Annotated in this window: 24 protein-coding genes and 1 pseudogene; 14 read left to right on the forward strand and 11 right to left on the reverse strand. The window is 64.2% G+C overall.

Annotation, left to right across the window (positions count from 1 at the left end; translation table 11 throughout):
* The 3 genes from AKL29_RS23690 to AKL29_RS23700 all read left to right on the forward strand — a co-directional run.
* A partial coding sequence (locus tag AKL29_RS23690) for an FAD-dependent monooxygenase (protein ID WP_244482342.1) occupies nt 1–1505 on the forward strand: 1505 nt, incomplete at its 5' end.
* Nucleotides 1506–1573: 68 nt separating this feature from the next.
* Entirely contained in the window at nt 1574–2191 is a 618-nt protein-coding gene (locus AKL29_RS23695; RefSeq protein WP_028336124.1) for a PilZ domain-containing protein, read from the forward strand.
* Nucleotides 2192–2524: 333 nt separating this feature from the next.
* Nucleotides 2525–3139 (forward strand): transglutaminase-like cysteine peptidase, encoded by a 615-nt coding sequence (locus AKL29_RS23700; protein ID WP_026192955.1) that lies wholly within the window; start codon nt 2525–2527, stop codon nt 3137–3139.
* Between the two features lie 129 nt (nt 3140–3268).
* Here AKL29_RS23700 and AKL29_RS23705 read toward each other — a convergent pair whose 3' ends face one another.
* Complete coding sequence (locus tag AKL29_RS23705) at nt 3269–3679, reverse strand: hypothetical protein (protein WP_028336123.1); 411 nt, start codon at nt 3677–3679, stop codon at nt 3269–3271.
* 96 nt (nt 3680–3775) lie between these two features.
* On the opposite strand from AKL29_RS23705, the gene AKL29_RS23710 reads away from it, so the two are divergent.
* The 3 genes from AKL29_RS23710 (at nt 3776) to AKL29_RS23720 (ending at nt 5652) form a co-directional block, all read left to right on the forward strand.
* Complete coding sequence (locus AKL29_RS23710) at nt 3776–4408, forward strand: TetR/AcrR family transcriptional regulator (protein WP_050385826.1); 633 nt, start codon at nt 3776–3778, stop codon at nt 4406–4408.
* A gap of 33 nt (nt 4409–4441) precedes the next feature.
* Nucleotides 4442–4972 carry a bifunctional 3-hydroxydecanoyl-ACP dehydratase/trans-2-decenoyl-ACP isomerase gene (fabA, locus tag AKL29_RS23715; protein WP_050385907.1) on the forward strand — a complete coding sequence of 177 codons (531 nt, stop codon included), beginning with the start codon at nt 4442–4444 and terminating at the stop codon, nt 4970–4972.
* A 188-nt stretch (nt 4973–5160) separates the two neighbouring features.
* A complete protein-coding gene (locus AKL29_RS23720) occupies nt 5161–5652 on the forward strand; it encodes a hypothetical protein (protein WP_050385827.1) in 492 nt (163 codons plus the stop codon).
* Between the two features lie 460 nt (nt 5653–6112).
* Here AKL29_RS23720 and AKL29_RS43410 read toward each other — a convergent pair whose 3' ends face one another.
* The 3 genes from AKL29_RS43410 to AKL29_RS23730 all read right to left on the reverse strand — a co-directional run bounded on the left by AKL29_RS43410 (nt 6113) and on the right by AKL29_RS23730 (nt 7453).
* Nucleotides 6113–6262, reverse strand: coding sequence for a hypothetical protein (locus AKL29_RS43410; RefSeq protein WP_167350419.1), 150 nt, complete (start codon nt 6260–6262; stop codon nt 6113–6115).
* A gap of 208 nt (nt 6263–6470) precedes the next feature.
* Nucleotides 6471–6983 carry a hypothetical protein gene (locus AKL29_RS43715; protein ID WP_028336120.1) on the reverse strand — a complete coding sequence of 171 codons (513 nt, stop codon included), beginning with the start codon at nt 6981–6983 and terminating at the stop codon, nt 6471–6473.
* 155 nt (nt 6984–7138) lie between these two features.
* Nucleotides 7139–7453: a hypothetical protein gene (locus tag AKL29_RS23730; protein WP_028336119.1), complete on the reverse strand. Its 315-nt coding sequence runs from the start codon at nt 7451–7453 to the stop codon at nt 7139–7141.
* An 85-nt stretch (nt 7454–7538) separates the two neighbouring features.
* Between AKL29_RS23730 and AKL29_RS23735 the strand changes: the two genes are divergently transcribed.
* Nucleotides 7539–7793, forward strand: coding sequence for a hypothetical protein (locus tag AKL29_RS23735; RefSeq protein ID WP_018272329.1), 255 nt, complete (start codon nt 7539–7541; stop codon nt 7791–7793).
* A gap of 4 nt (nt 7794–7797) precedes the next feature.
* Here AKL29_RS23735 and AKL29_RS23740 read toward each other — a convergent pair whose 3' ends face one another.
* Both AKL29_RS23740 and AKL29_RS23745 read right to left on the reverse strand, forming a co-directional pair.
* Entirely contained in the window at nt 7798–8328 is a 531-nt protein-coding gene (locus tag AKL29_RS23740) for a gamma carbonic anhydrase family protein (protein ID WP_028336118.1), read from the reverse strand.
* Nucleotides 8329–8520: 192 nt separating this feature from the next.
* On the reverse strand, nt 8521–8850 hold the full coding sequence (locus AKL29_RS23745; RefSeq protein WP_028336117.1) for a DUF6949 family protein: 330 nt from the start codon (nt 8848–8850) through the stop codon (nt 8521–8523).
* Between the two features lie 219 nt (nt 8851–9069).
* Between AKL29_RS23745 and AKL29_RS23750 the strand changes: the two genes are divergently transcribed.
* The 3 genes from AKL29_RS23750 to AKL29_RS23760 all read left to right on the forward strand — a co-directional run bounded on the left by AKL29_RS23750 (nt 9070) and on the right by AKL29_RS23760 (nt 11716).
* On the forward strand, nt 9070–9780 hold the full coding sequence (locus AKL29_RS23750; protein ID WP_050385908.1) for a hypothetical protein: 711 nt from the start codon (nt 9070–9072) through the stop codon (nt 9778–9780).
* A 413-nt stretch (nt 9781–10193) separates the two neighbouring features.
* Nucleotides 10194–10859 (forward strand): 3-keto-alpha-glucoside-1,2-lyase-like domain-containing protein, encoded by a 666-nt coding sequence (locus AKL29_RS23755; RefSeq protein WP_244482344.1) that lies wholly within the window; start codon nt 10194–10196, stop codon nt 10857–10859.
* Between the two features lie 110 nt (nt 10860–10969).
* Nucleotides 10970–11716: a sulfite exporter TauE/SafE family protein gene (locus tag AKL29_RS23760; RefSeq protein WP_050385828.1), complete on the forward strand. Its 747-nt coding sequence runs from the start codon at nt 10970–10972 to the stop codon at nt 11714–11716.
* A 160-nt stretch (nt 11717–11876) separates the two neighbouring features.
* Here AKL29_RS23760 and AKL29_RS23765 read toward each other — a convergent pair whose 3' ends face one another.
* Both AKL29_RS23765 and cysE read right to left on the reverse strand, forming a co-directional pair.
* On the reverse strand, nt 11877–12089 hold the full coding sequence (locus tag AKL29_RS23765; RefSeq protein WP_021077729.1) for a DUF3126 family protein: 213 nt from the start codon (nt 12087–12089) through the stop codon (nt 11877–11879).
* Nucleotides 12090–12239: 150 nt separating this feature from the next.
* Nucleotides 12240–13067, reverse strand: coding sequence for a serine O-acetyltransferase (cysE, locus tag AKL29_RS23770; protein ID WP_018272333.1), 828 nt, complete (start codon nt 13065–13067; stop codon nt 12240–12242).
* A gap of 183 nt (nt 13068–13250) precedes the next feature.
* On the opposite strand from cysE, the pseudogene AKL29_RS23775 reads away from it, so the two are divergent.
* Nucleotides 13251–14642: pseudogene (locus tag AKL29_RS23775) on the forward strand (hypothetical protein); the annotation flags it as partial.
* A 3-nt stretch (nt 14643–14645) separates the two neighbouring features.
* On the opposite strand, the gene AKL29_RS41000 reads toward AKL29_RS23775, so the two are convergent.
* Together AKL29_RS41000 and AKL29_RS23780 are read right to left on the reverse strand one after the other, a co-directional pair.
* Entirely contained in the window at nt 14646–15398 is a 753-nt protein-coding gene (locus tag AKL29_RS41000; RefSeq protein ID WP_082190691.1) for an alpha/beta fold hydrolase, read from the reverse strand.
* A gap of 57 nt (nt 15399–15455) precedes the next feature.
* On the reverse strand, nt 15456–16589 hold the full coding sequence (locus tag AKL29_RS23780; protein WP_028336112.1) for a hypothetical protein: 1134 nt from the start codon (nt 16587–16589) through the stop codon (nt 15456–15458).
* 234 nt (nt 16590–16823) lie between these two features.
* Here AKL29_RS23780 and AKL29_RS23785 point away from each other — a divergent pair, with 234 nt between their 5' ends.
* Entirely contained in the window at nt 16824–17069 is a 246-nt protein-coding gene (locus tag AKL29_RS23785; protein WP_018272338.1) for a zinc-finger domain-containing protein, read from the forward strand.
* A 7-nt stretch (nt 17070–17076) separates the two neighbouring features.
* A complete protein-coding gene (locus AKL29_RS23790) occupies nt 17077–18279 on the forward strand; it encodes an FAD-dependent monooxygenase (protein WP_028336111.1) in 1203 nt (400 codons plus the stop codon).
* Nucleotides 18280–18305: 26 nt separating this feature from the next.
* On the opposite strand, the gene AKL29_RS23795 is transcribed toward AKL29_RS23790, so the two are convergent.
* Nucleotides 18306–18740 (reverse strand): hypothetical protein, encoded by a 435-nt coding sequence (locus tag AKL29_RS23795; protein WP_028336110.1) that lies wholly within the window; start codon nt 18738–18740, stop codon nt 18306–18308.
* A gap of 384 nt (nt 18741–19124) precedes the next feature.
* Here AKL29_RS23795 and AKL29_RS23800 point away from each other — a divergent pair, with 384 nt between their 5' ends.
* Nucleotides 19125–20468 (forward strand): tyrosine-type recombinase/integrase, encoded by a 1344-nt coding sequence (locus AKL29_RS23800; RefSeq protein WP_063779932.1) that lies wholly within the window; start codon nt 19125–19127, stop codon nt 20466–20468.
* The last annotated feature ends 138 nt before the right edge of the window (nt 20469–20606 follow it).

The raw sequence follows: 20606 nt of genomic DNA on the forward strand, positions 1-20606 counted from the left end.
CCGCCGACCCGCATTCGCCGCTGAAGCGGCTGCCCTTCGGGATGCGAGGCCTTTCGGCGCCAAGCATCGAGGCGTTCTATCGTCGCGGGATGCTGGAAGACATCGCGGCACGACAGCACGCAAAGGATGGCTCGGGCAGCAGCGCATCGAATGGCGCGCATTGGATGCAACGGCCGCGTCCGGCCGGCCATTTTGCCGGCATCCAGTTTTATCACGATGATATCGACACGTCGAAATGGCCGTTTCGCCTGCCGAGCCCGGCGGGCACCAGCATGGCGGTCGAGATAGTGGCGCTCGAATCCGCCCTCTCCGCGCGCGCAACCGCGCTGGGAGTTGAGATCAGGCGCGGCCTGAGTGTCGATGCGTTCGATCAGTCGGACGACGGCGTCACCGTTCGCGCCGGTGGCGAGACGTTCCACGGACGCTGGCTGGTCGGCTGCGACAGCGGCCGCAGCATGGTGCGCAAGGCCGGCGGCTTTGAATTCGTCGGCACCGATCCCGAGTTCACCGGCTATTCGGTCGAGGTCGAGATCGCCGATCCGGACAAGCTCCGCGCGGGCCGTCACTACACGCCGACGGGCATGTATACCTACGCACGGCCCGGCACGATCGCGATGGTGGAGTTCGACGGCGGCGCCTTCCACCGAACCCGGCCGATCACGCGCGAGCATGTGCAGGCGGTGCTGCGCCGCGTCTCCGGCACGGACATCACGTTGACGGCGCTCCGGCTTGCCACCACCTGGACGGATCGCGCCTGTCAGGCGACGGATTACCGCAAGGGGCGCGTGCTGCTCGCGGGCGATGCCGCGCATATTCATTCTCCGCTCGGCGGCCAGGGGCTCAATCTCGGGCTGGGCGATGCGATGAACCTCGGCTGGAAGCTCGCGGCCACGATCCGCGGCGACGCCCCAGCGGATCTGCTCGACAGCTATTCGCGTGAGCGGCATCCGGTGGGCGCGCAGGTGCTGGACTGGTCGCGCGCCCAGGTCGCGCTGATGCGGCCAAGCCGAAGTTCGCGCGCGCTCGAGACCATCATCCGCGACCTGATCGCGACATCAGACGGCACGACCTACTTTGCCGAGCGCGTGTGGGGCGTTTCGCTGCGCTACGATCTTGGCGGCAACCATCCGCTGGCGGGACGCAGCGCCCCCGACTTCGAGCTCGCCTGCGGCACGAAGCTCGGCGAACTGCTCAGGAACGGGCGCGGCCTGCTGCTGGACCTCGATCCGCACTCTCCTCTGCAAGCACTTGCCGATCGCTGGCGTGGCCGGATCGGCTATGTCGCAAGCGACGCGCGGGATCGGCTGGGCCTCAATGCCGTGCTTGTACGCCCCGACGGCTTCGTGGCATGGGCCGCCGACACCGCCCCCCATCTCGATGAAGCCGCTCAGGTCATGTCGCGGTGGTTCGGCGAACCTGATGCGCGGCCCTGCCCCCTTCGGGGCCATGCGGGATCCACTCACGCTTCTCTTGCACCGTGTGCGGGTTCCCCGCCTCAACCGTAACGCCCCGTTAACCCTATCAGCCTTAGGGTCGTCGGGGCTCCGAATGGACGGTGGCCGGGTTTGTCGTGATGTCGTTTGCACAGAAGAAAACTACCGTCGTCCCCGTAGCCGAGGAGCGGCGGCGCTTCCAGCGCGTCAAGGTGCACCTGCTCGGCCGCTACATGCTGCCCGACCGGCGCGAGTTTCCCTGCCAGATTATCAACATGTCGCCGGGCGGCCTCGCTTTGCTGGCGCCGGGCATCGGCAATGTCGGCGACCGCGTGATCGCCTATCTCGACCATATCGGCCGGGTCGAGGGGCGCATCACCCGCATCATCGACAACGGCTTTGCGATGACGATCGGCGCCACCGCGCGCAAGCGCGACAAGCTCGCCGCGCAGCTGACCTGGCTCGCCAACCGCGACATCCTCAATCTGCCCGAGGATCGCCGCCACGACCGTATCGTGCCGCGCAACCCGATCGCCCTGCTGACCCAGGAAGACGGCACGCGGATGACCTGCCGCATCATCGACCTTTCCTTGTCCGGTGCTGCGATTGCCGCCGAGAACCGCCCGCCGCTGAAATCGCTCGTGATGCTCGGGCGGGTACAGGCCCGCGTGGTGCGAAATCTCGAGGAAGGCTTCGCGCTCGAGTTCGTTCACGAGCAATCGGCGGAAACGCTCGAAGAGAGCGTTACCGCGAGGTAAAGCGAAAAAGCGCTCAAGACCCCTGTTTTGGCCCGCGAAGGCGGCCACCGGTGCACCGGTGGCCGCCTTCGGCGCGTTTGGCCCGGTGAAAATCGGCGGTTAACGGCCGCAGCGTTTGACGCAACAAGCCGCGCTGGCGCAGCGCTCGCCGCGTTAATGCATAAAATTTGAATCAATTGCAGTTGTTTCAAATTTTACGCGAATTCGATTCAAGTACAGTTCGAATTCGCCGCAGGTTTTACCAGTATTCGCGTCAAATCTACTTTGCGTACTTAGCGGCGGCGCAAAAGCTTTGTGCGAAACGTGGTCCCAACAAGAAGAACGGGGGCCACGATGTTTGGGTTCAGGGGACAGGGGAAAGGTTTGGCGGTTGCCGCCATTCTGTTTGCGACGTGCGTGTCGGCCAAGGCCGGCGACGTGGTCTACGCCAGCCTGGGTGACGTTGCGCGTTCGCCGATCGGCTGGGTCGAATTCTGTGCCGACAATCCGGGCGAATGCCGCGGCGGCGCGACGCAACCACGCGACATCGTGTTGTCGCAGACCGCTTGGCGGGACCTCGTACGTGTCAACAAGTGGGTCAACGAATCCATCAAGCCGATGACCGACATGGATCATTGGGGCGTGATCGAGAAATGGTCGTTGCCATCAGACGGTTACGGCGACTGCGAGGACTACGTGCTCCTGAAGCGCAAGATGCTGATGGACGCCGGCTGGCCCCGCGAGGCGCTGTTGATCACGGTGGTCCGCGACAAGAAGGGCGAAGGCCACGCGGTGCTGACGGTGAAGACCGACAAGGGCGAGTTCGTGCTCGATAACCAGAACGAGAGCATCGTCGCCTGGACCGACACTGGCTACCGCTTCGTCAAGCGGCAGTCGCAGGGCGATCCCAATGTGTGGGTCTCGCTCGGTGACAACCGCCCGGCCGTTGCAACGGCAAGCTCGCGCTGAGCAGAACAGGAAATTTCGAGTTCGCGACCCGGTCACATCCCCACCCCTCCCCGTCCCAGACCGGTTCGCGCGCGGCCAGCCTTCCCCCAAAGGCTGGCCGCACCCTTTTTGAGCGGCGTCGATCGACGCCTAGAAGAACCGCTCGAGAAACGCCGCGGTCTCGTCTGAGATGCCGACGATCTTGTTGGTGGCCTGGCGATAGAATTTGAAATTCAGCTCAGTCTCGGGCCGGCCATCGCCCCAATCCTTGAAGCGCTTGAGTTGGTCGCGCCCGAACAGCCGCGCCGCGGATGCGGTGCGTCTGACCGTGATGCTGACGCGCGGCGTCTGCCTGATGACGCCGATCTTGCGCGGTGTCGCGTCGGCCGACGCGACGATCGCGCGGGCGATCAGGCCGCTGCCGCCCTCGTTCTCGCTCGCGAACACGAACACGACATCGTCGGCCGCGATGTGCTTGCCGCCATACATGGTCTTCTGCGCAGTGAAGGTGAACACCTTCGCCCGCGGATTTCGGATCTCGGTCTTGATTGCAAACGCCATCGCATCCCTTCACCGGCTCGCTCTGCCATCCGCGTCGGCGGCTTGACATCCTAGCATCGACCATATTGAATTGAATTCAATTCAGAAAATGGGCCCATGATGGACGCGGCGAGCTTGGGGACACGGGAACGATTGCTCTCGGCAGCGCAGGCCGAGCTCATCGAGGGCCACGGGCACCTCGAGATGCAGGCCGTCGCAAGGCGGGCGCAGGTCTCGGCCGGGCTCGCCTACCATCACTTCGGATCGAAAGCCGGCCTGATCGCCGCCGTGGTCGAAGGCTTCTATGAACAACTCGATGCGGCGGCATTCGGCGGTGCCAAGCTGTCCGCCACGGACTGGGCCGACCGGGAGAAGGCGCGGATCGGCGCCTATGTCGCCTTTCACTACGATCACCCGTTTGCGCCCCTCGTGATCGGACCGCTCAGCCGCGCGCCCGAGGTGCTCGATGTCGAGACCGCCTTCACCGGCCGCCAGCTTGCGGCCGGCGCCCGCATGCTCGAGGCGGCCCAGCGCGACGGGATCGTGCCCGGCGGCATCGACCCTCACCTCACCATCGCGCTGATGATCGGCGGCGTCCGGCAGGCGCTGATCGGCGCGCTCATGAGCGAAAGACGGCCTGATCCGGCGAGGCTGACCGGCGACATCTGGGCCTTCATGGCCGCCGCGCTGCGCCTGCCTGCCAAACCCCTGTCCGCGCGGCCAAGGGCCACGCGGCGCAGCCGCAGCTAAGCTTCAGCCAGAACCCAAACATCGATGGCCAACCTGTTCAATCCGCACGATTTTCACGCTCCGCAATCGTCCTACAGCAAGCAGGATTTGCTGCGCTCGAGCGAAGGCGGCTATTTCGGCCCGGGCAATGCGCAGTTGCCGGCACCGCCGATGCTGATGATGGACCGCATCACCGAGATCAGCCTGGACGGCGGCGCGTTCGGCAAGGGTCACGTCGCCGGCGAACTCGAGATTGCACCGGACCACTGGTTCTTCGCCTGTCACTTTGCCGCCGACCCCGTGATGCCCGGATGCCTCGGCCTCGACGCCATGTGGCAGATCATCGGCTTCTGGCTCGGATGGTCGGGCTCGCCGGGCAAGGGCCGCGCGCTCGGGGTCGGCGAGGTCAAGTTCAGGGGGCACATCACGCCGGATGTCAGGCTGGTGCGCTATGAGGTCGACATACGCCAGGCCAGGCGCGGCCGGCTGGTGCTGGGCATTGCCGACGGCCGGGTGCTCGCCGACGGCGCTTGCGTCTATCTGGCAAAGGACATGCGGGTCGGCCTGGTCGCACCCAGAGGCTGAATTCGGGGAGCTTGAGTTCGGGTCGGCCAGAGCCGATCGTGCCTCGAGCGGGCCGGGCAGCACGGCCGAAGACTAACATATGATACAAATTTCGCTGCTGCCGCAGCGGTCTACACACCCCCCGGTTTTGCCCGCGCCGGGGTTTGTGCTATTTCGAACCTTTCAATTGACGTCCGGTTGTTGGTCGCATGGTCGAACTTGCCCCCCGGAATTCACAAGCCAGCAGCCTGATTGGCGTGCAGCCGATCGCGATCGGCGCCGTGGCGCTGGTGCTCGTGCTGTTCGGGATCGGCTCGATCGCGCTGTGGCGCGCCTACACCGGCAACGTGCCGGAGACCGACCGCATGGTGGCTGCGCGGCAGTTGCAGGCGCGGACCGCGCAGGTCTCCGAGGCCCTGGTGGAAAAGACCAAGGGCATGGAGGCGACCCAGCAGGAATCCATCGACCAGCTCCAGGAGGTGCAGGACCAGCTGCTGACCATGCGCAAGCAGTTCGCCTTGCAGGCGGCCGATGCGAAGAAGCTCTCCGACCAGGTCGCCGCGCTGACCGAACAGGTCGAGGGTTTGCGCCAGTCGCTGGCGAGCGCGCAGGCCAACGAGCCGGCGGCCGAGCCGTCGCCGCGCAAGCGCTCGAAGGCCACCCGTAGCGCCAACCGGAAGCGCCACAGGTCGCGCGGTTGACGCCTCCCGGAAAAGCCCCTGCCCGGCGAGGTGACGAGTCATAAAAATGCGCCAAATCCCCAGCAAGATCATCATCTAATGGGGAACTTTCGGGCTCGAGGGCGGCCGGCGGCGGCCGATCATGAGTGCCCGTTACCGTGAATTAATCCTGACTTTGTGAACTGGTTCACACATCGGCCTTCGAATCCGAGTCATCTTCGAATGACCGGATGGCGTGAGCCGATTTCAATATCCGGGGCTGGCAAGGTCGTTGACGGTATACTACGTCGACGGCCTTGTTTTTTGGGGTCCTTGAATCCCGCTCGGGACCGCCCAGCAGGAAAGCTCCGGCTCGAGATCCCGAAGGCGGCCCTCGCCGCGCGAAAGATGCAGACCAGCTGAAGAAATACGGCGTGCTCGGCTGACGACTCTGGATGCGCAGCACCACCGCGGCCAAAGCTGCGGCGAACGGAATTGCGCGCTATTCGGTGCGATCGCGCAAGGCGCGACCACCTCGCAGTCGCAACCGCGCAAGCTTCGGCTCGAGCTCGCGGAGCATGTAGATCAGCGCAACGGCAAGGCTCGCAACAACCACCATGAGCAGCAATGTCAGGTCAGGAATGGTCAGCATCTTTGTTGTCCTCTGGGCCCGGCTTCAATCGCAGCCGGGCCATTTGTTTTCGCGGCGCGCTCATGCACGGACTGCCGCAAGGCGGTGCAAGCTGCATACCAGTGCGGGACCCAGCGCGGCGGCCGGGCATCGAAGCGCCGGCCGCGCCGATCATTGCAAGACCATCAGCATGGCGACCGAATGGACCGGCCATGCGCGAGCGAATGGCTCAATTGCAAACCTGCACCGGCCGAACGCGCCAGCCATACGGTGTCATCACGCCGCGGCGCACGACGTAACAGCCGCCGTAACCGTAGCCGTAGCCATCGTCGTAGCCGTAGCCCGCGTAGTATGGATTGCCGTAGTAGCCGTCATAGTAATCGTAGGCGCCATAGCCCAGCCCGAAGCCGACCGCTGCCGCCGCGAGCGGATAGCCCCAGCCGCCCCAGCCGCGCCGATAGTAGCCACCGTTCCAGCCGCCACCACGCCAGCCGCCGCCGTGCCAGCCGCGGCCGGCCCAACCGCCGCCGCCGATCGCAGCCGACCGGAAGCCACCGCCTCCGCCCATCGCCCGGAATGCAGCGCCGCCGCCGTGGAAGCCGCCAAATCCGCCACCGCCGCGGAAGCCGCCACCACCATGAAAGCCGCCGCCACCGAAGCCACCGCGTGCCGACGCAGCATCGACGGTGAACAGACCGACCGAGGCCGTCGCCAGCAAGGCAATCATCGTTTTACGCAACATCACCCGTTACTCCTTTTTTCAAAGGCTTTGTTTTCAAGCCTCCTCCGCCGCGTCCCGCGCATGCTAACCCAATCTAGGACCGCGGCTTCCACCGCGCGCCTATGTCGCGCTCACATCTGCGCGACCCGCGTTCATCGAAGCGCGGCCGTCAGAAGTTAACAGCCGCGGCAGATACCTTTCGTACGGCGCTCGACCGCCTTGTTCTCGTCGGCGATGGCCTTGTCGACGCTCTCGGTCGTCGTTGCCGATCCGGTGGTAACGCCCCTGCCGGCGTTGGGGCCGCCGGAGGATTGCGCGGTCCCGGCGCTGTTGGTCCCGGCCGGCGGTGAAGTGGCTTGCGGCGATGTCGGGCTGGCTGACGAGGGGCTGCCGGTCCCGGCGCCGCTACCGGTACCTTGGGCGACGGTAACCGCCGGCGCCAGCACAATCGCGATTGTCGCAAGCGCGGTGGTGACAGATAGTTTGCGCATGGCAATTCTCCTGCGGACGTCAACGAGTCCGCAAAACGCCGGTTCCGACAGGCGTTGGAGCAATACAGTTTGGGAGCAATGCAATTTGCGCAAGCTGATCGAGTTTGACGACGACACTTTCGACAAGCTGAAGCAGCTCGGGCGCGACCGGATGGCGACCTTGCAGGAGCTCGCGGACGAGGCTTTCGCCGACCTGCTCAAGAAGCACGGCATTCCGATCGACCTGAAGGATGCGCTGCGCAAGAGCGCAAGACTTCAGGAGGCAACGAGACCGCAGGACGCAGCGAAGCCTCGCACCACGGCAGCGAACGCCGCGCGCAAGCGCGGCCGCAAGCGCTGAGGCCTCAGCCGATCTTCTTCAGTCCCGCCTTGTATTGCGGACCCCTGATCGCGTAGGACTTCGCCGGCCGCGACAACGCCTCGGCCTGCGCAGCGTCAAGCGTACGTACCACGCGGGCCGGTGCACCGATGATCAGGGAATTTTCCGGAAACTCCTTGCCCTCGGTGATGACGGAGCCGGCACCGACCACGCTGCCGCGCCGGATCCGCGCACCGTTCATCACGATCGATCCCATCCCGATCAGCACGCCGTCTTCCAGCGTGCAGCCGTGCACGATCGCATTGTGGCCGATGGTGACGTTGTTGCCGATGCTGAGGGGAAAGCCGGGATCGACGTGCAGGGTGGAATTGTCCTGGACGTTGGAGCCCTCGCCGATCTCGATCCACTCATTGTCGCCGCGCAGCACGGCGCCGAACCAGACGCTCGCGGCGGACTTGAGGCGGACCTTGCCGATCACCACGGCATTGTCGGCGATGAAGTAGCTGCCGTCGGCGGGAAGATCGGGCGCCTGCCCGTCGAGTTCGTAGATCGCCATTGAGGTCTCCCTGGAGCGTTTTCGAGCGAAGTGGACACCGGTTCGCGTGAAGAAAACGCGTCGAAACGAAAATCCAGAGCTTCGGTTTCTGATTCAATCAGAACCGAAGCTCTGATCGCAGGAGACCTTGGCACGACCGCCGACATGGTTTCAAGCAAGCGCGACCGTGATCGGCCGCGGATCACGATCGGATCAGGCCAGCACGCCCGCAGCGCGCAGCGTCATCACGAAGAAGGTGCCCGACATCAGGCTCCAGAAGCCGGAGATGACGGTTGCCATCATCACGAATTCGAAGCGGCGGCGCTCGATGCGTGCCCCGCGCAGCGTGTTGCGCATGATGATGAACGGTGCGGCGAAGACGAGGAACGGGACCGCGGCGAAGGTCTTCGGCGCCGCGCCCTCCTGCAGCAGACCGAAACCGGCCGGGCGCTCCGCCATCGCCTGGTAACCGTTGGCCAGCGCGCCCGCGAGCGCGAAACCGATCAAGAGCGAGAACAGGGAATTCAAGGTATCGGGCGACATCGGAACTTCCGCTACGCAACAGGCCACCCGCCCTGCTTCGCAGAATTGGCAGCCTGCCGCCACATCATCCTTAAGGAAAGGTTAACCGGACACGTCAGACGCGGCGTTTGCGCATGGCCATTCGGTCCCGGATTCCATTGGAATCGTACGGAAATTCCCCGCCACGTGGCATATTCGGCAGATGATTCGGCCACTCCCGACCTGATCTCAGCCTCGCTCATGACGCTTCTCTCGACGGCCCAGCATCTCGCCCGCGACACCCGCCGCAACCCGCGCGCGCATCTCGTTCCGATCATCGCCTCGGCGATGATCGCGGCCGGCGCGGTCGCGCTTGTCGCCTATCTGCTGTGGCCGACCTACACGACCATCCCGCCGAGCGATCCGTCGCGGCTGCCGGTGAGCGTCGGCGGCACGCTGTTCAACGTGCCGACGATGGCCGTGCGCATGAAGATCCAGCGCCACTCCGGGCCGCAGGAGCGCGTCGATTTGAGCTTCCTCTATCCGTCGCTGGAAGCGCCTGCCGCGCCGAAGCACTACAGCGCCGATACGGTCGAGGACAAGGTACAGCCGATCGACAGGATCTTCGTGTCGATCGCGGCGCATCACGATTCACTCGCGCCGGACATGCGGCTGCGCACGATCTATCCGCGCTATCTCGACGAGCGCGCAAACATTGATGACGGCCTGACGGCGCGCGCGTTCCGCGACGGCACGCCCTATGGCGGCGAGGACCTGTTCACCGCGAGCGCGCCGCAGCTGACCGCGCGCTGCACGCGCGATACCTCGACGCCCGGCATGTGCCTGAGTGAGCGGCGCATCGACGGCGCCGACCTGATCTTTCGCTTTCCGCGCAGCTGGCTTGCGCAGTGGCGCGACATCGCCACCGCGATGAACCGTCTCTCCGCGCAGATGCACAGCGCGAAGGGGTAACGCCGTCAACGCGTGCCATTTGGTCGACGCGCAGCGCCGCCGGATGACAAGCTCCGTGACGCATTCCATGGCGGTACCGGTCGGCGCGTATTGCCTTTGTCGCTTCGCTGGACTAAAACATTCGCAGGGGAATTACGGTCTCCCCTTGAGGCTTCGGTCCAAGAACTGTGCAACGCTCGACTTGTCGAGGTCATGCGCACATGGACAAGAGCAAGCCTCCAACTCTCCCTGATCAATTTGCCAAGGATTCCACATTGCATTACGCGCAATGGGAATCGCGGGACTCGACCAACTTCCCGCCCCGGCGGAGCCTCCCGTTTAAGGGTCCAGGCTCGAATGATTCAGCGCTCGGTCAGTACGCATTTCACAACACGTCCGCATGCCGGAATTCTCGACCTGATGGGAGCCGGGAAATGCCCCATCCCCAACGGCTCATGGCCATCGTCGCAGCTACACTGCTCGTCTTGGGAGTGAACGACATGTCAAGTTACGCAGTCGGTTTTGAGAGTACCCAGATCGGCGTCGCGCCCGACGGCTGGACTGCCACCGTCACGGGATCGGGCGAATCGAGATGGACGGTCGAAAACGATGCGACGGCGCCGTCGAAATCGAAGGTGCTCAAGCAATCTGGCCGAGCGACCTACCCGCTGCTGTTGAAGGACGACACCAGCATCAAGGACGGCTTCGTCGAGGTCAGGTTCAAGGCTCTCGCAGGATCCCAGGACCGCGCCGCCGGTATTGTCTGGCGAGCGAAGGACGCGAACAACTACTACGTGACCCGCGCCAACGCACTTGAGGACAATGTCGTCCTCTACAAGACTGTGAACGGCGTGCGGAGCCCGCTCGACATTGTCGGCCGCAAGGGAGGCTATGGAATCGATATCAAGGTGCCGTCCAATACCTGGCACACGCTGCGGATCGACTTCAAAGCCTCGCGCTTCATTGTATCTTTCAACGGCAAGCAACTGTTCGAGGTCGAGGATTCCACGTTCGGCGATGCGGGCAAAGTGGGGCTGTGGACCAAGGCCGACAGTGTGACACTGTTTGATCAAATCACCTACGGAGAAGCAGATAGGTAAGCCGGCGATCAGCCGGCAACAGCCGGTTAGCAAACTCGGGGATCCGCATCCTCCCCGTCAGATGGAATTGACATCCAAGTGTGCGTCACCTCGCTTTTGGGGAGTGACCGATGGATGGAGTGGGTCTCGTTCTTTTTGTTCTCGCCTCTCTTGCCGGCGGGTTCGTCAGCGGGCTTTCGGGGTTTGCGATGGGCCTCGTGGTGTCAGGTGTGTGGCTGCACATCATCACACCGATCCAGACAGCGGCGCTGATCGCGGGCTACGGCCTGCTCACGCAGGGGTACGGCATCCTGAAATTGCGTCAGGCGCTGAATTGGCACGCCATCTGGCCGTTGTCGCTTGGCACGACGATTGGCATCCCGACTGGAGTGGTCCTGCTCACCTATCTCAGCCCGGTCCACTTACGATTTGGCGTCGGGACATTGCTGGTGCTTTATGCGATCTACAGCCTGGCACGACCGGCGTTCAGGCCGATGAAGATCGGCATCGCGCCGGACATCGCCATCGGCCTCGTCAACGGGCTGGTCGGCGGACTCACCGGACTTGGCGGCATCATCTCGACCATCTCCTGCCAATGGCGCGGCTGGACGAGGGACGCGCAGCGCGCGGTGTTCCAGCCGGTCCTGTTCGCCGCCTTCGTCGTGATCTCGATTTCGATGGGGATCACCGGCGCCTTCACGACGGAAACCTTCAAATTGTACGGGCTGGGTCTGCCATTTCTGCTCGCCGGCCTCTGGAGCGGTTTCAAGCTATACGGAAAGATCGACGACGAGATATTCCGCAAGGTCGTGCTTGCGTTGCTACTGCTCGCGGGCCTGTCGTTGATTGTGCCGGCATTGCTTTCACGCGGCGCCTGAGTCGCGTTCCCTGGTCGCGTTCCCTGGACCCGGCGACCGGTGCGCTTCGCCATCGCGAAGCCCCGGGCTTGTCGGACCGCTGATCCGCGCGGCGGTGCGCGAATGGCCACCGGCGCCAGCGGTCATACGACGGCTTGGCCGGCAGCGAGGCTGTTCGGCCCTATTCAGCCAGATCTTCTTCCAGGATGGCCATCTGGAACTGGAACGAGCGATCATCGTCCTCGTCGTCGACGAACAGCACGCCGATGAACTCCTCGCCAATATAGACCTCGGCCGAGTCGTCCTTCTTGGGCCGCGGCACCACGCGGATCTTGGGATTGCTGAACACGCGCTTCAGATACGCGTCGAGCTTCCTGACTTCCTGAACGTCCACGGCCGTCTCCAATCGGGTCGATGATTTTCGGGGGAGTTTTAGGACGAGACGGCCAAGATCGCCAGAGCCTTTTCAGGCTTTGGCGACGTGATGTTGCGCACACGACTCTTGTTTGGGCGCGTTTTCGCCGCGATCAGAAAGCGAATGAAATCAAAGCCCGATCGCGCTGAGCATCTGGTCCATGGTGCGCGACGGCTCGGCACAGCCGGCCTCGCCGACGATTTTCGCCGGCACGCCCGCGACCGTGACGTTGTGCGGCACCGGCTTGACCACGACCGAGCCGGCCGCGATGCGCGCGCAATGACCGATCTCGATATTGCCGAGGATCTTGGCGCCGGCGCCGATCAGCACGCCGTGGCGGATCTTCGGATGGCGATCCTCGTTCTCCTTGCCGGTACCGCCGAGCGTGACGCCATGCAGGATCGAGACATCGTCCTCGATGACCGCCGTCTCGCCGCAGACGAAACCGGTGGCATGATCGAGGAAGATACCGCGGCCGATCCTGGCGGCCGGGTTGATGTCGGTCTGGAACACGGCCGAGGAGCGGCTCTGCAGGTAGAATGCAAAATCCTTGCGGCCCTTCTGATACAGCCAGTGCGCGAGACGATGCGTCTGCAGCGCGTGAAAGCCCTTGAAGTAGAGCAAGGGATCGATGAAGCGCGAGGTCGCCGGATCGCGGTCATAGACGGCAACGAGGTCGGCGCGGAACGCGTTGCCGATATCGGGCGCATCGCGCAACGCCTCGCCATAGGTCTGGCGGATCAAATCGCCCGACAGCGCGGCGTGATCGAGCCGCTCGGCGATGCGATGGACCACCGAATCTTCCAGCCGCTCATGATGCAGCACGGTCGCATAGATGAAGGATGCGAGTTCCGGCTCGCGCCGCAGGATGTCCTCCGCCTCGCCGCGGATTCGATCCCAGATCGGATCGAGCGCCGCAAGCTTGCCTCCCTGCGGATTGACCTGATGAACTGCCATAGCTGCTCTCGCAATTCGGTTGTTCTGATGTGCGTTATAGCACGATGGACCCAGCGCGTCCCGGGATGGCTCAGTACGGTAAACCCCAGCCGAACACCCCCGGGGCCGGCGTCTAGGGGAATTGGTCGGGATTTTGCCGAAATCAAGCCGTGCTTCTGCAACTATTGGCGGATTTCGTCCCCAGTGTGGTTTTGGGCATGGTCGGCCCCAATAAAAGGGGGAAACATCATCAATACCCAGAGTTTAGGTGCCCGCCTGACCGACGCACGGTCGGTCTGGATCGCGACCATTGCCATCCCCCTCCTGCTGCTCGCCCCCGCATTTTGGAACGGCTATCCGCTGCTCCAATGGGATACCGGCGGCTATCTGGCGCGCTGGTATGAGGGCTACCTGGTGCCGAGCCGGTCCACGGTATTCGGCATCTACCTCCATGTCGGCGAGACATCGGATTTCTGGCTCAACCTCGGCATCCAGACCCTGGCGACGCTGTGGATCCTGCAACTGACGCTGCGCGTGCTCGACCTCGCCCGGCCGGTCCGGCTGATTGCGATCAGCCTCGCGCTGATCGCAACCACCGCCCTGCCCTGGCTGGCCAGCATGCTGCTGACCGACATCTTCGCCGGCCTTTCGGTGCTCGCGCTCTTCATCCTCATCCTGCACGGCGAACGGATCTCGACGCTGGAGAAGGCGGTGCTGTTCGCGTTCATCGCGTTTTCGGCCGCCACGCACAGCGCGACGCTGGCGGTGCTGCTCGGCCTGTGCTGCGTCGGCTGGATGCTGCGTCCGTGGCTCGGCCGGCGCATCCCGGTCGCGGGCTTGGTGCAAGGCAGCCTGACCACCGTCGCCGGCGCGGCGATGCTGCTGGCCGCGAACTTTGCGCTGTCCGGACAGCTGGCCTGGACGCCCGGCGGCTATGGCGTCGCCTTCGGGCGCATGCTGCAGGATGGCATCGTCGCGCAATACCTGCACGATCATTGCGCGACGGAGCAGCTGAAGCTCTGCCCCTATCGCAACGAATTGCCGCCAACCGCCGACGACTTCCTGTGGGGCAACAGCATGTTCAACACGCTCGGCCGCTTCAAGGGACTGAACGACGAGATGGGCACCATCGTGCTGCGCTCGCTGGCCGAATATCCGGAATGGCAGGCCAAGGCGGCACTGGCCGCAACCGCCGACCAGCTCGTGCATGTCGCGACCGGTGAAGGCACCAATGGCTGGATCCCGCATACCTACGGCATCATCGAGCGCTACATTCCCAAACAGGTCCGGCCGATGCACGCGGCGCGGCAGCAACGCGGGCACCTCGACTTCACCGCGGTCAACCGCATCCACGTGCCGGTCGCGCTGGGCTCGATGCTCCTGGTCGTCATCCTGTTCGGCCGCGGCCTGTGGCAGCGGCGGCTCGACGATCTGACGCTGCTGGCGGGCACGGTCACGCTTGCCTTGCTCGGCAATGCCTTTGTCTGCGGCGTGATCTCGGGACCGCACGACCGCTACGGCGCGCGCATGGTGTGGGTCGCGACCTTCGTGGTGCTGATCGCGGCCGTGCGCGCCTTCGCCAGGGATGAAGCCGACGATCTATTTTCGCCGCGACAGGAAGTCGATGACCCCGGTCTTGTAGACCTTGTCGCCGACCGCCCGCATGTGATCGCGGTTCGGAATGTCGAGCACCTCCGAACCCGGAATGATCCGGCCGAGCGCTGACGCCGAGCCCGCGATCTCGTCCTTGCTGCCGACCGCGATCAGAATCGGCACGCGGATGCCGGCCGCCTCATCGCGCGTCATCAGGCGGCGCGAGCCGCGCAGGCAGGCGGCGAGCGCGCGGCGGTCGGATCGGGTCTGATCGGCAAAGGCGCGGAAGGTACGGCCGACCGGGTCGGTGACATCGTCGAGCGACGGCGCCTCCAGCGCCAGCGCGACCGCCTCGCCGGGGCCGCCGCCCTCGATCAGTCCGATGCCGATCCCACCGAGGATCGCCGAGCGCACCCGATCGGAATTCTCTCGCGCCAGGATCGCCGTCATCCGCGAGCCGAGCGAATAGCCCATGATGTCGGCGCGCGCGATTCCGAGATGGTCCATCAGCGCGATCACGTCGCCGGCCATGGTCGCGATCTCGTACTGCGCGGCATCGTAGAGCTTGGCGGATTCGCCGTGGCCGCGATTGTCGAGCGCGATCACCCGACGGCCGGCCTTGACGAGATCGGACACCCAGGTCGGGTAGATCCAGTTGACGTTCTTGCTCGAGGCAAAGCCGTGCACCAGCACGATCGGTTCGCCCGCGCCTTCGTCGATATAGGCAATTTCAACATCGCCGTGATGGAAACTCGGCATCATCCATTCCGTTTGTTCTTGGGATTTGCGATTGGCGATCGACCGGCGACCGCAAGCCTAACCCTGGGCGGGCATACTCGCCAAGGTAGCCTGAGCGGCCATCTGCCGCTTCAGGCGCAGCACCTTGCTTCGTCTGAGCCACCAGGCGGTGGCCCGTTCGGTGGTGGCCTTGATCGACGACAGGAAGCCGAACAGCGCCAGCAGGGCGCCGAACAGCCACATGGTGAGATTGAATGCCCCGGCCGCCAGCAGCAGCGCGCCGCGGCCGAGCAGCTTCAGGATCGCGCGGGTCTGTCCGCCTTTGACCTCGGCGATCCGCGCCGCCCGCGCGATCTCCTTCGGGTTCTCGGCGACCTTGAGCGTATCCCGCGCAGCGCGAACCCCGGCCGCCTCGCCGATGCGCCCGACGTCCTTGGCGACGCGCACCAGGGCGCCGGCCTTCTCGGCGCGGAAGGCCGCGCGGATCGCGGTTGCGGTTTCCACCGGCCGCAGCACCGAGCCGGATGCGACCGCCTCGCGCAGCGCCGGCTGGTCGACGACCTCGCGGGTCGAACGCCCGGCCCATTCGATCATCCCCTCGCTCAGCCGTCCCGCCTTGCGCGTATCCTTGACCAGCGTCAGCCCGGCGCGCAGCGGCCCGGCACCGCCGACCGACACATAGGTGGCCGCGGTCACCGCAAGCCCGGCGGCGGCGAGGCCGAGCACCAGCTGGTCGGTGTCCTCGCCCATCACGAGGTGCTTGCCCTCGCGCACGACGTCCCTGACATCACCGAACACGAACAGGTCGCCGGCGACGGTGCCGGACAGGCTTGCGACATCGTGGGCGTTGCCGGTCACCAGGCCGGTGGCAAAGCCCTTGGCGAAATGCACGCCGGATGATTGCTCGGCGCGCGCATCATCGACGCGCTTGGTGAGATCATCACTGAGCGCGATGTTCTTCTCGCCGGCGAGTTCGACAAAGCTGGCCGCAAGGTCGGCATCGCCGGAGGCCAGCGCCGCCTCGATATTGTCGGAGATCAACGCCGGGTTGTTGCGCAGCACGGAATTGAGCCTGATGTCGGCGAGCGCAGCGGGATCGTCCCGCGCCGCCAGCACGGTGCCGGCATCACGGGCGTGCGGCCAAATAGCCGCGCCCACGGCAGCACTTGCTGCCACGCCGACCACCGCCAAGCTGACGCGCACCCGATTCATTCCGCTAAAACCTCTAGTTTTATTCGCCTTGGAGATAGTGTGCCGTTTTTGCGACACAACGGCTCCGACCAAAGGAGGGCTTCTCTGGGACGACAAGATTGTGTCGAATTTGCATGAGCAAATGAGCCATCGGGGCTCTAGGAATCAACTGTTCCCGCCAGTATGGTGCGCGGCATTTCGCGATGCCGCATGCTGTTGATTGCGTCTGCCCATCGTTGCCATCAAGGTGAGAATATGTCCGACCACGTCGTCCCGCACTTCCATAACGATGCCGGTGTCTCGGTGATCGAAATCGGATCGCAGGAGTTCATGTGCGTCGGCGCCAACCCGCCGTTCGACCACCCGCACGTGTTCCTCGACCTCGGTAACGACAACGAGATTATCTGCCCGTACTGCTCGACGCTCTATCGCTTCGCGTCCGACCTCGCGGCCGGCGAAGCGCGGCCGCCGGAATGCGTGCTGAAAGACAAGGTCGCCTGACCGCTCCGTGGCGCTGACGCGAACCGTCATCGTTGCAGGCGCCGGGATCGGAGGACTGACGGCGTCGCTGACACTGGCGGCACAGGGCTTTCGCGTCGTCGTGCTGGAGAAGGCCGAACGGCTCGAGGAAGCCGGCGCCGGCATCCAGCTCTCTCCCAATGCGAGCCGCATCCTGGTCGAGCTCGGGCTGAAGGAACCGCTTGCGCGGCGCGCGGTCACGCCTGAATCCGTCAACATCCTGAGCGCACGAGCCGGTGGCGAGATCGCACGGATGCCGCTTGGCCAGGCCGCCGAGTTCCGCGCCGGCGCACCCTATTGGGTGATCCACCGCGCCGATTTGCAGGCCGCGCTGCAGGCCGCCGCGAGCGACCATCCCGATATCGATCTGCGGCTCGGCTGCCAGTTCGAGGATGTGACCAAGCATGCGCGAGGCCTCACGGTCGTCCAACGCCGCGGCAATTCACGGCAGGAGGAATTGGCCGTTGCGCTGATCGGCGCCGACGGCATCTGGTCGTCGGTGCGCGGGCATTTGTTTCCGGATGTACAGCCACAATTCTCCGGCCTGATCGCCTGGCGCGGCACGCTGGACGCCACCGCCCTGCCGCATGAATACACCGCACCGCGCGTACAGCTCTGGATGGGACCGGACGCGCATCTCGTCGCCTACCCCATCTCGGCCGGACGCCAGATCAACGTGGTCGCGATCGTATCGGGCACCTGGAACCGGCCGGGCTGGAGCGAGCCCGGCGACATCAACGAGATCAAGGGTGCATTCGCCACCGCGCGCTGGCCCGCGACAGCGCGGATGCTGATCGGCGCGGTCGACGGCTGGCGCAAATGGGCACTGTTCACCCTGCCCGACATCGGCCGCTGGAGCGAAGGCGCGGTGACGCTGCTCGGCGATGCCGCGCATGCGATGCTGCCGTTCGCCGCGCAAGGCGCCGGCATGGCGATCGAGGATGCGGCCGTGCTCGCCAAGGCGTTGAGGGACAGCACCGGGGAAAACACCGCAGGTATTCCCGCCGCGTTGAAGCGCTACGCACGGGTGCGGCGCGGGCGCGTGCTGAAAGTGCAGCGCCTGGCGCGGCAGCAGGGCCGCATCTATCATTTGCGCGGGCCGGCGGCGATCGCGCGCGATCTGGCGATCCGCGCCATTGGTCCGGAGCGCATGCTGGCGCGGCAGGACTGGATTTACGACTGGCGCGCCTGAGCTCGGCCAATCGCAACAACGCAGGCTTAGTGGACGAGGCCCCGTGGCGCGCGCGGGCCCTTCGCCGCCGGCGTGGGAGCAGCGGGGGCAGCGGCCGCAGGCGTGTCCGGCGGGCTTTCATGGCACTTGCCTTTGCGCCAGGCCTCATCCGCCAGCTTCTGCTGAGAGTGGATCGAGATCAGCTCGTTGCGATAGACCATCTCGGAGACGACAGTACCGCCGACGCCGGTCTCCGCCTTGGCCATCAATTTTTCCTGATCCGCCGCGCGGGTCTTGAGATTGCTGCGCTCGTTCTCGAGCTGCTTGCAATCATAAAGCTCGTACTTGGCGGGGTCGGCGAATGCCGACGGCACGGTGTCGCCGATCTGCGCGCAGCCGGAAACGCCCGCGGCCGAGGCGAGCAGCGCGATGACGGCCGCCGCGCGCGACAGCATCAGGCGGCGTGGGAAACGAACAGACATTCAGCTTTCTTAACCGGACAGTGTTGAGATTGCCTAAAGCAGCCACCGGTGTCCGGATTGAGGCTCAATCGCGGCGGCGCGCCGCTTATCCCAATGCTCGGCCTCCGAGGCAAATGGAATTGCGGGCCGCCGCTTAAGCCTTTGAAAGCTCACTTGTTAGCACCGGATAATGACAATTCCACTCGGCGCCCAAACGCGCTAAAAATCGGCGCGCCTGGCGCAACGCGGACGTGGCGGAACTGGTAGACGCAAGGGACTTAAAATCACTATTTGAATCATCCAAAAACTGAAATTCTTTATATATTACAAATAGATTGACAAAATCAGCGGTCCGATGGACGATTACACATCGCTTACACAAATTACACAATTGGACATTGCGCTATGGACATCTCGGCAGCTGGGACGAGCATCGACCCTTCCAAGAAGGATGGGACGATCGAGCGCCACGATCTGATGGGCGGCAAGTGCTACATCTACAAGCGCAGTGCCGATAGCAAACACTGGCAAGCCGCCGCTTACGTCGGACAGCGCAACTATCGCGTCAGCACGAAGATGGAAGGTATCACTGCCGCGCTACGTTTCGCCGAGGAGTGGTATCTCGAATTACGTGGCAAGCACGTCCGCGGCGACTTGGAAAAGCTGGTCCTCGCGAACGCCGAGAAGACCTTTAAGCACGCTGCGGAGCAGTTTCTTCGGGAATTTCCCGTCATCACCGAAGGTCAGCGCAGCCCTATCTACGTCGGCGGACATGAGCGCCGCATCCGCAAGTACCTCATCCCGTTCTTCGGCGACAAGCCGCTGTCTCAGGTCACCTCCGGCGCCATTCAAGAATACCGGATCGACCGTATCGAGAAGTCCAAGGAAGCGCGCGGCAAACCACCCGCGCGCAACACCCTCCACCAAGAAATGGTGGCTCTCCGGCAGTCCCTTAAGACTGCCCTCCGCCATGGCTGGCTCTCAAGCTTGCCAGACATGTCTCAGCCCTATCGCAGCAACAGCAAGATCTCCCACCGGGCGTGGTTCTCGCCGATTGAATACAGAAAGCTCTATCTTGCGACCTCGCGGCGCGCGGAGAACCCCATCAACGAACGTTGGCGCTACGCCTGCGAGCAGCTTCATGACTACGTGATCTTCATGGCCAACACCGGACTGCGTCCCGACGAGGCTAACCGCCTCGAGTATCGCGACGTCACCGTCGTGATGGACAAGGAAACCAACCAGCGCATCCTCGAGATTGAGGTGCGTGGCAAGCGCGGCGTCGGCTACTGCAAGAGCATGCCCAGCGCGGTTGCGCCCTTCTTCAGGTTGCGCAAGCGCAACAAGCCGAAACCTACCGACCATCTTTTTCCCAGTTACCAGCATGAGCTCTTCAACAGAATCCTTGAAGAGGAAAATCTCAAGTTCGACCGCGAGGGACAGCGGCGCACGGCCTACAGCCTGCGGCATACCTACATCTGCCTTCGCCTGATGGAAGGCGCCGACATCTACCAGATCGCCAAGAACTGCCGCACCAGCGTGGAGATGATCGAAAAATTCTATGCCTCCCACATCAAGAACCAGCTGAGCGCGGCGGCGATCAATATCAAGCGGCTCCCGAAGCTCGCTGAAGACAAGGCTGCCGCGGAAGATAGCCAATCCCGGCCGGCCAAGCCCGCTCCCACCAAGCGAAAAATACAGCCACGCGCGAACTACGTACGGCGCAAGCCGCAACATTCGCCAGCCTGAAGGCTTTGCCGCGCCGGCGGCTCAGCATGTTCCCGGCTGCTCAAACCGTGTGCGGAATCAACTGTATTCTCTTTGCCTTATGCGATTTGCGCCGTATAGATGGGCCGATGCGGGCGTGGCGAAATTGGTAGACGCATC

This window comes from Bradyrhizobium pachyrhizi (assembly GCF_001189245.1).
GTDB lineage: Bacteria > Pseudomonadota > Alphaproteobacteria > Rhizobiales > Xanthobacteraceae > Bradyrhizobium > Bradyrhizobium pachyrhizi.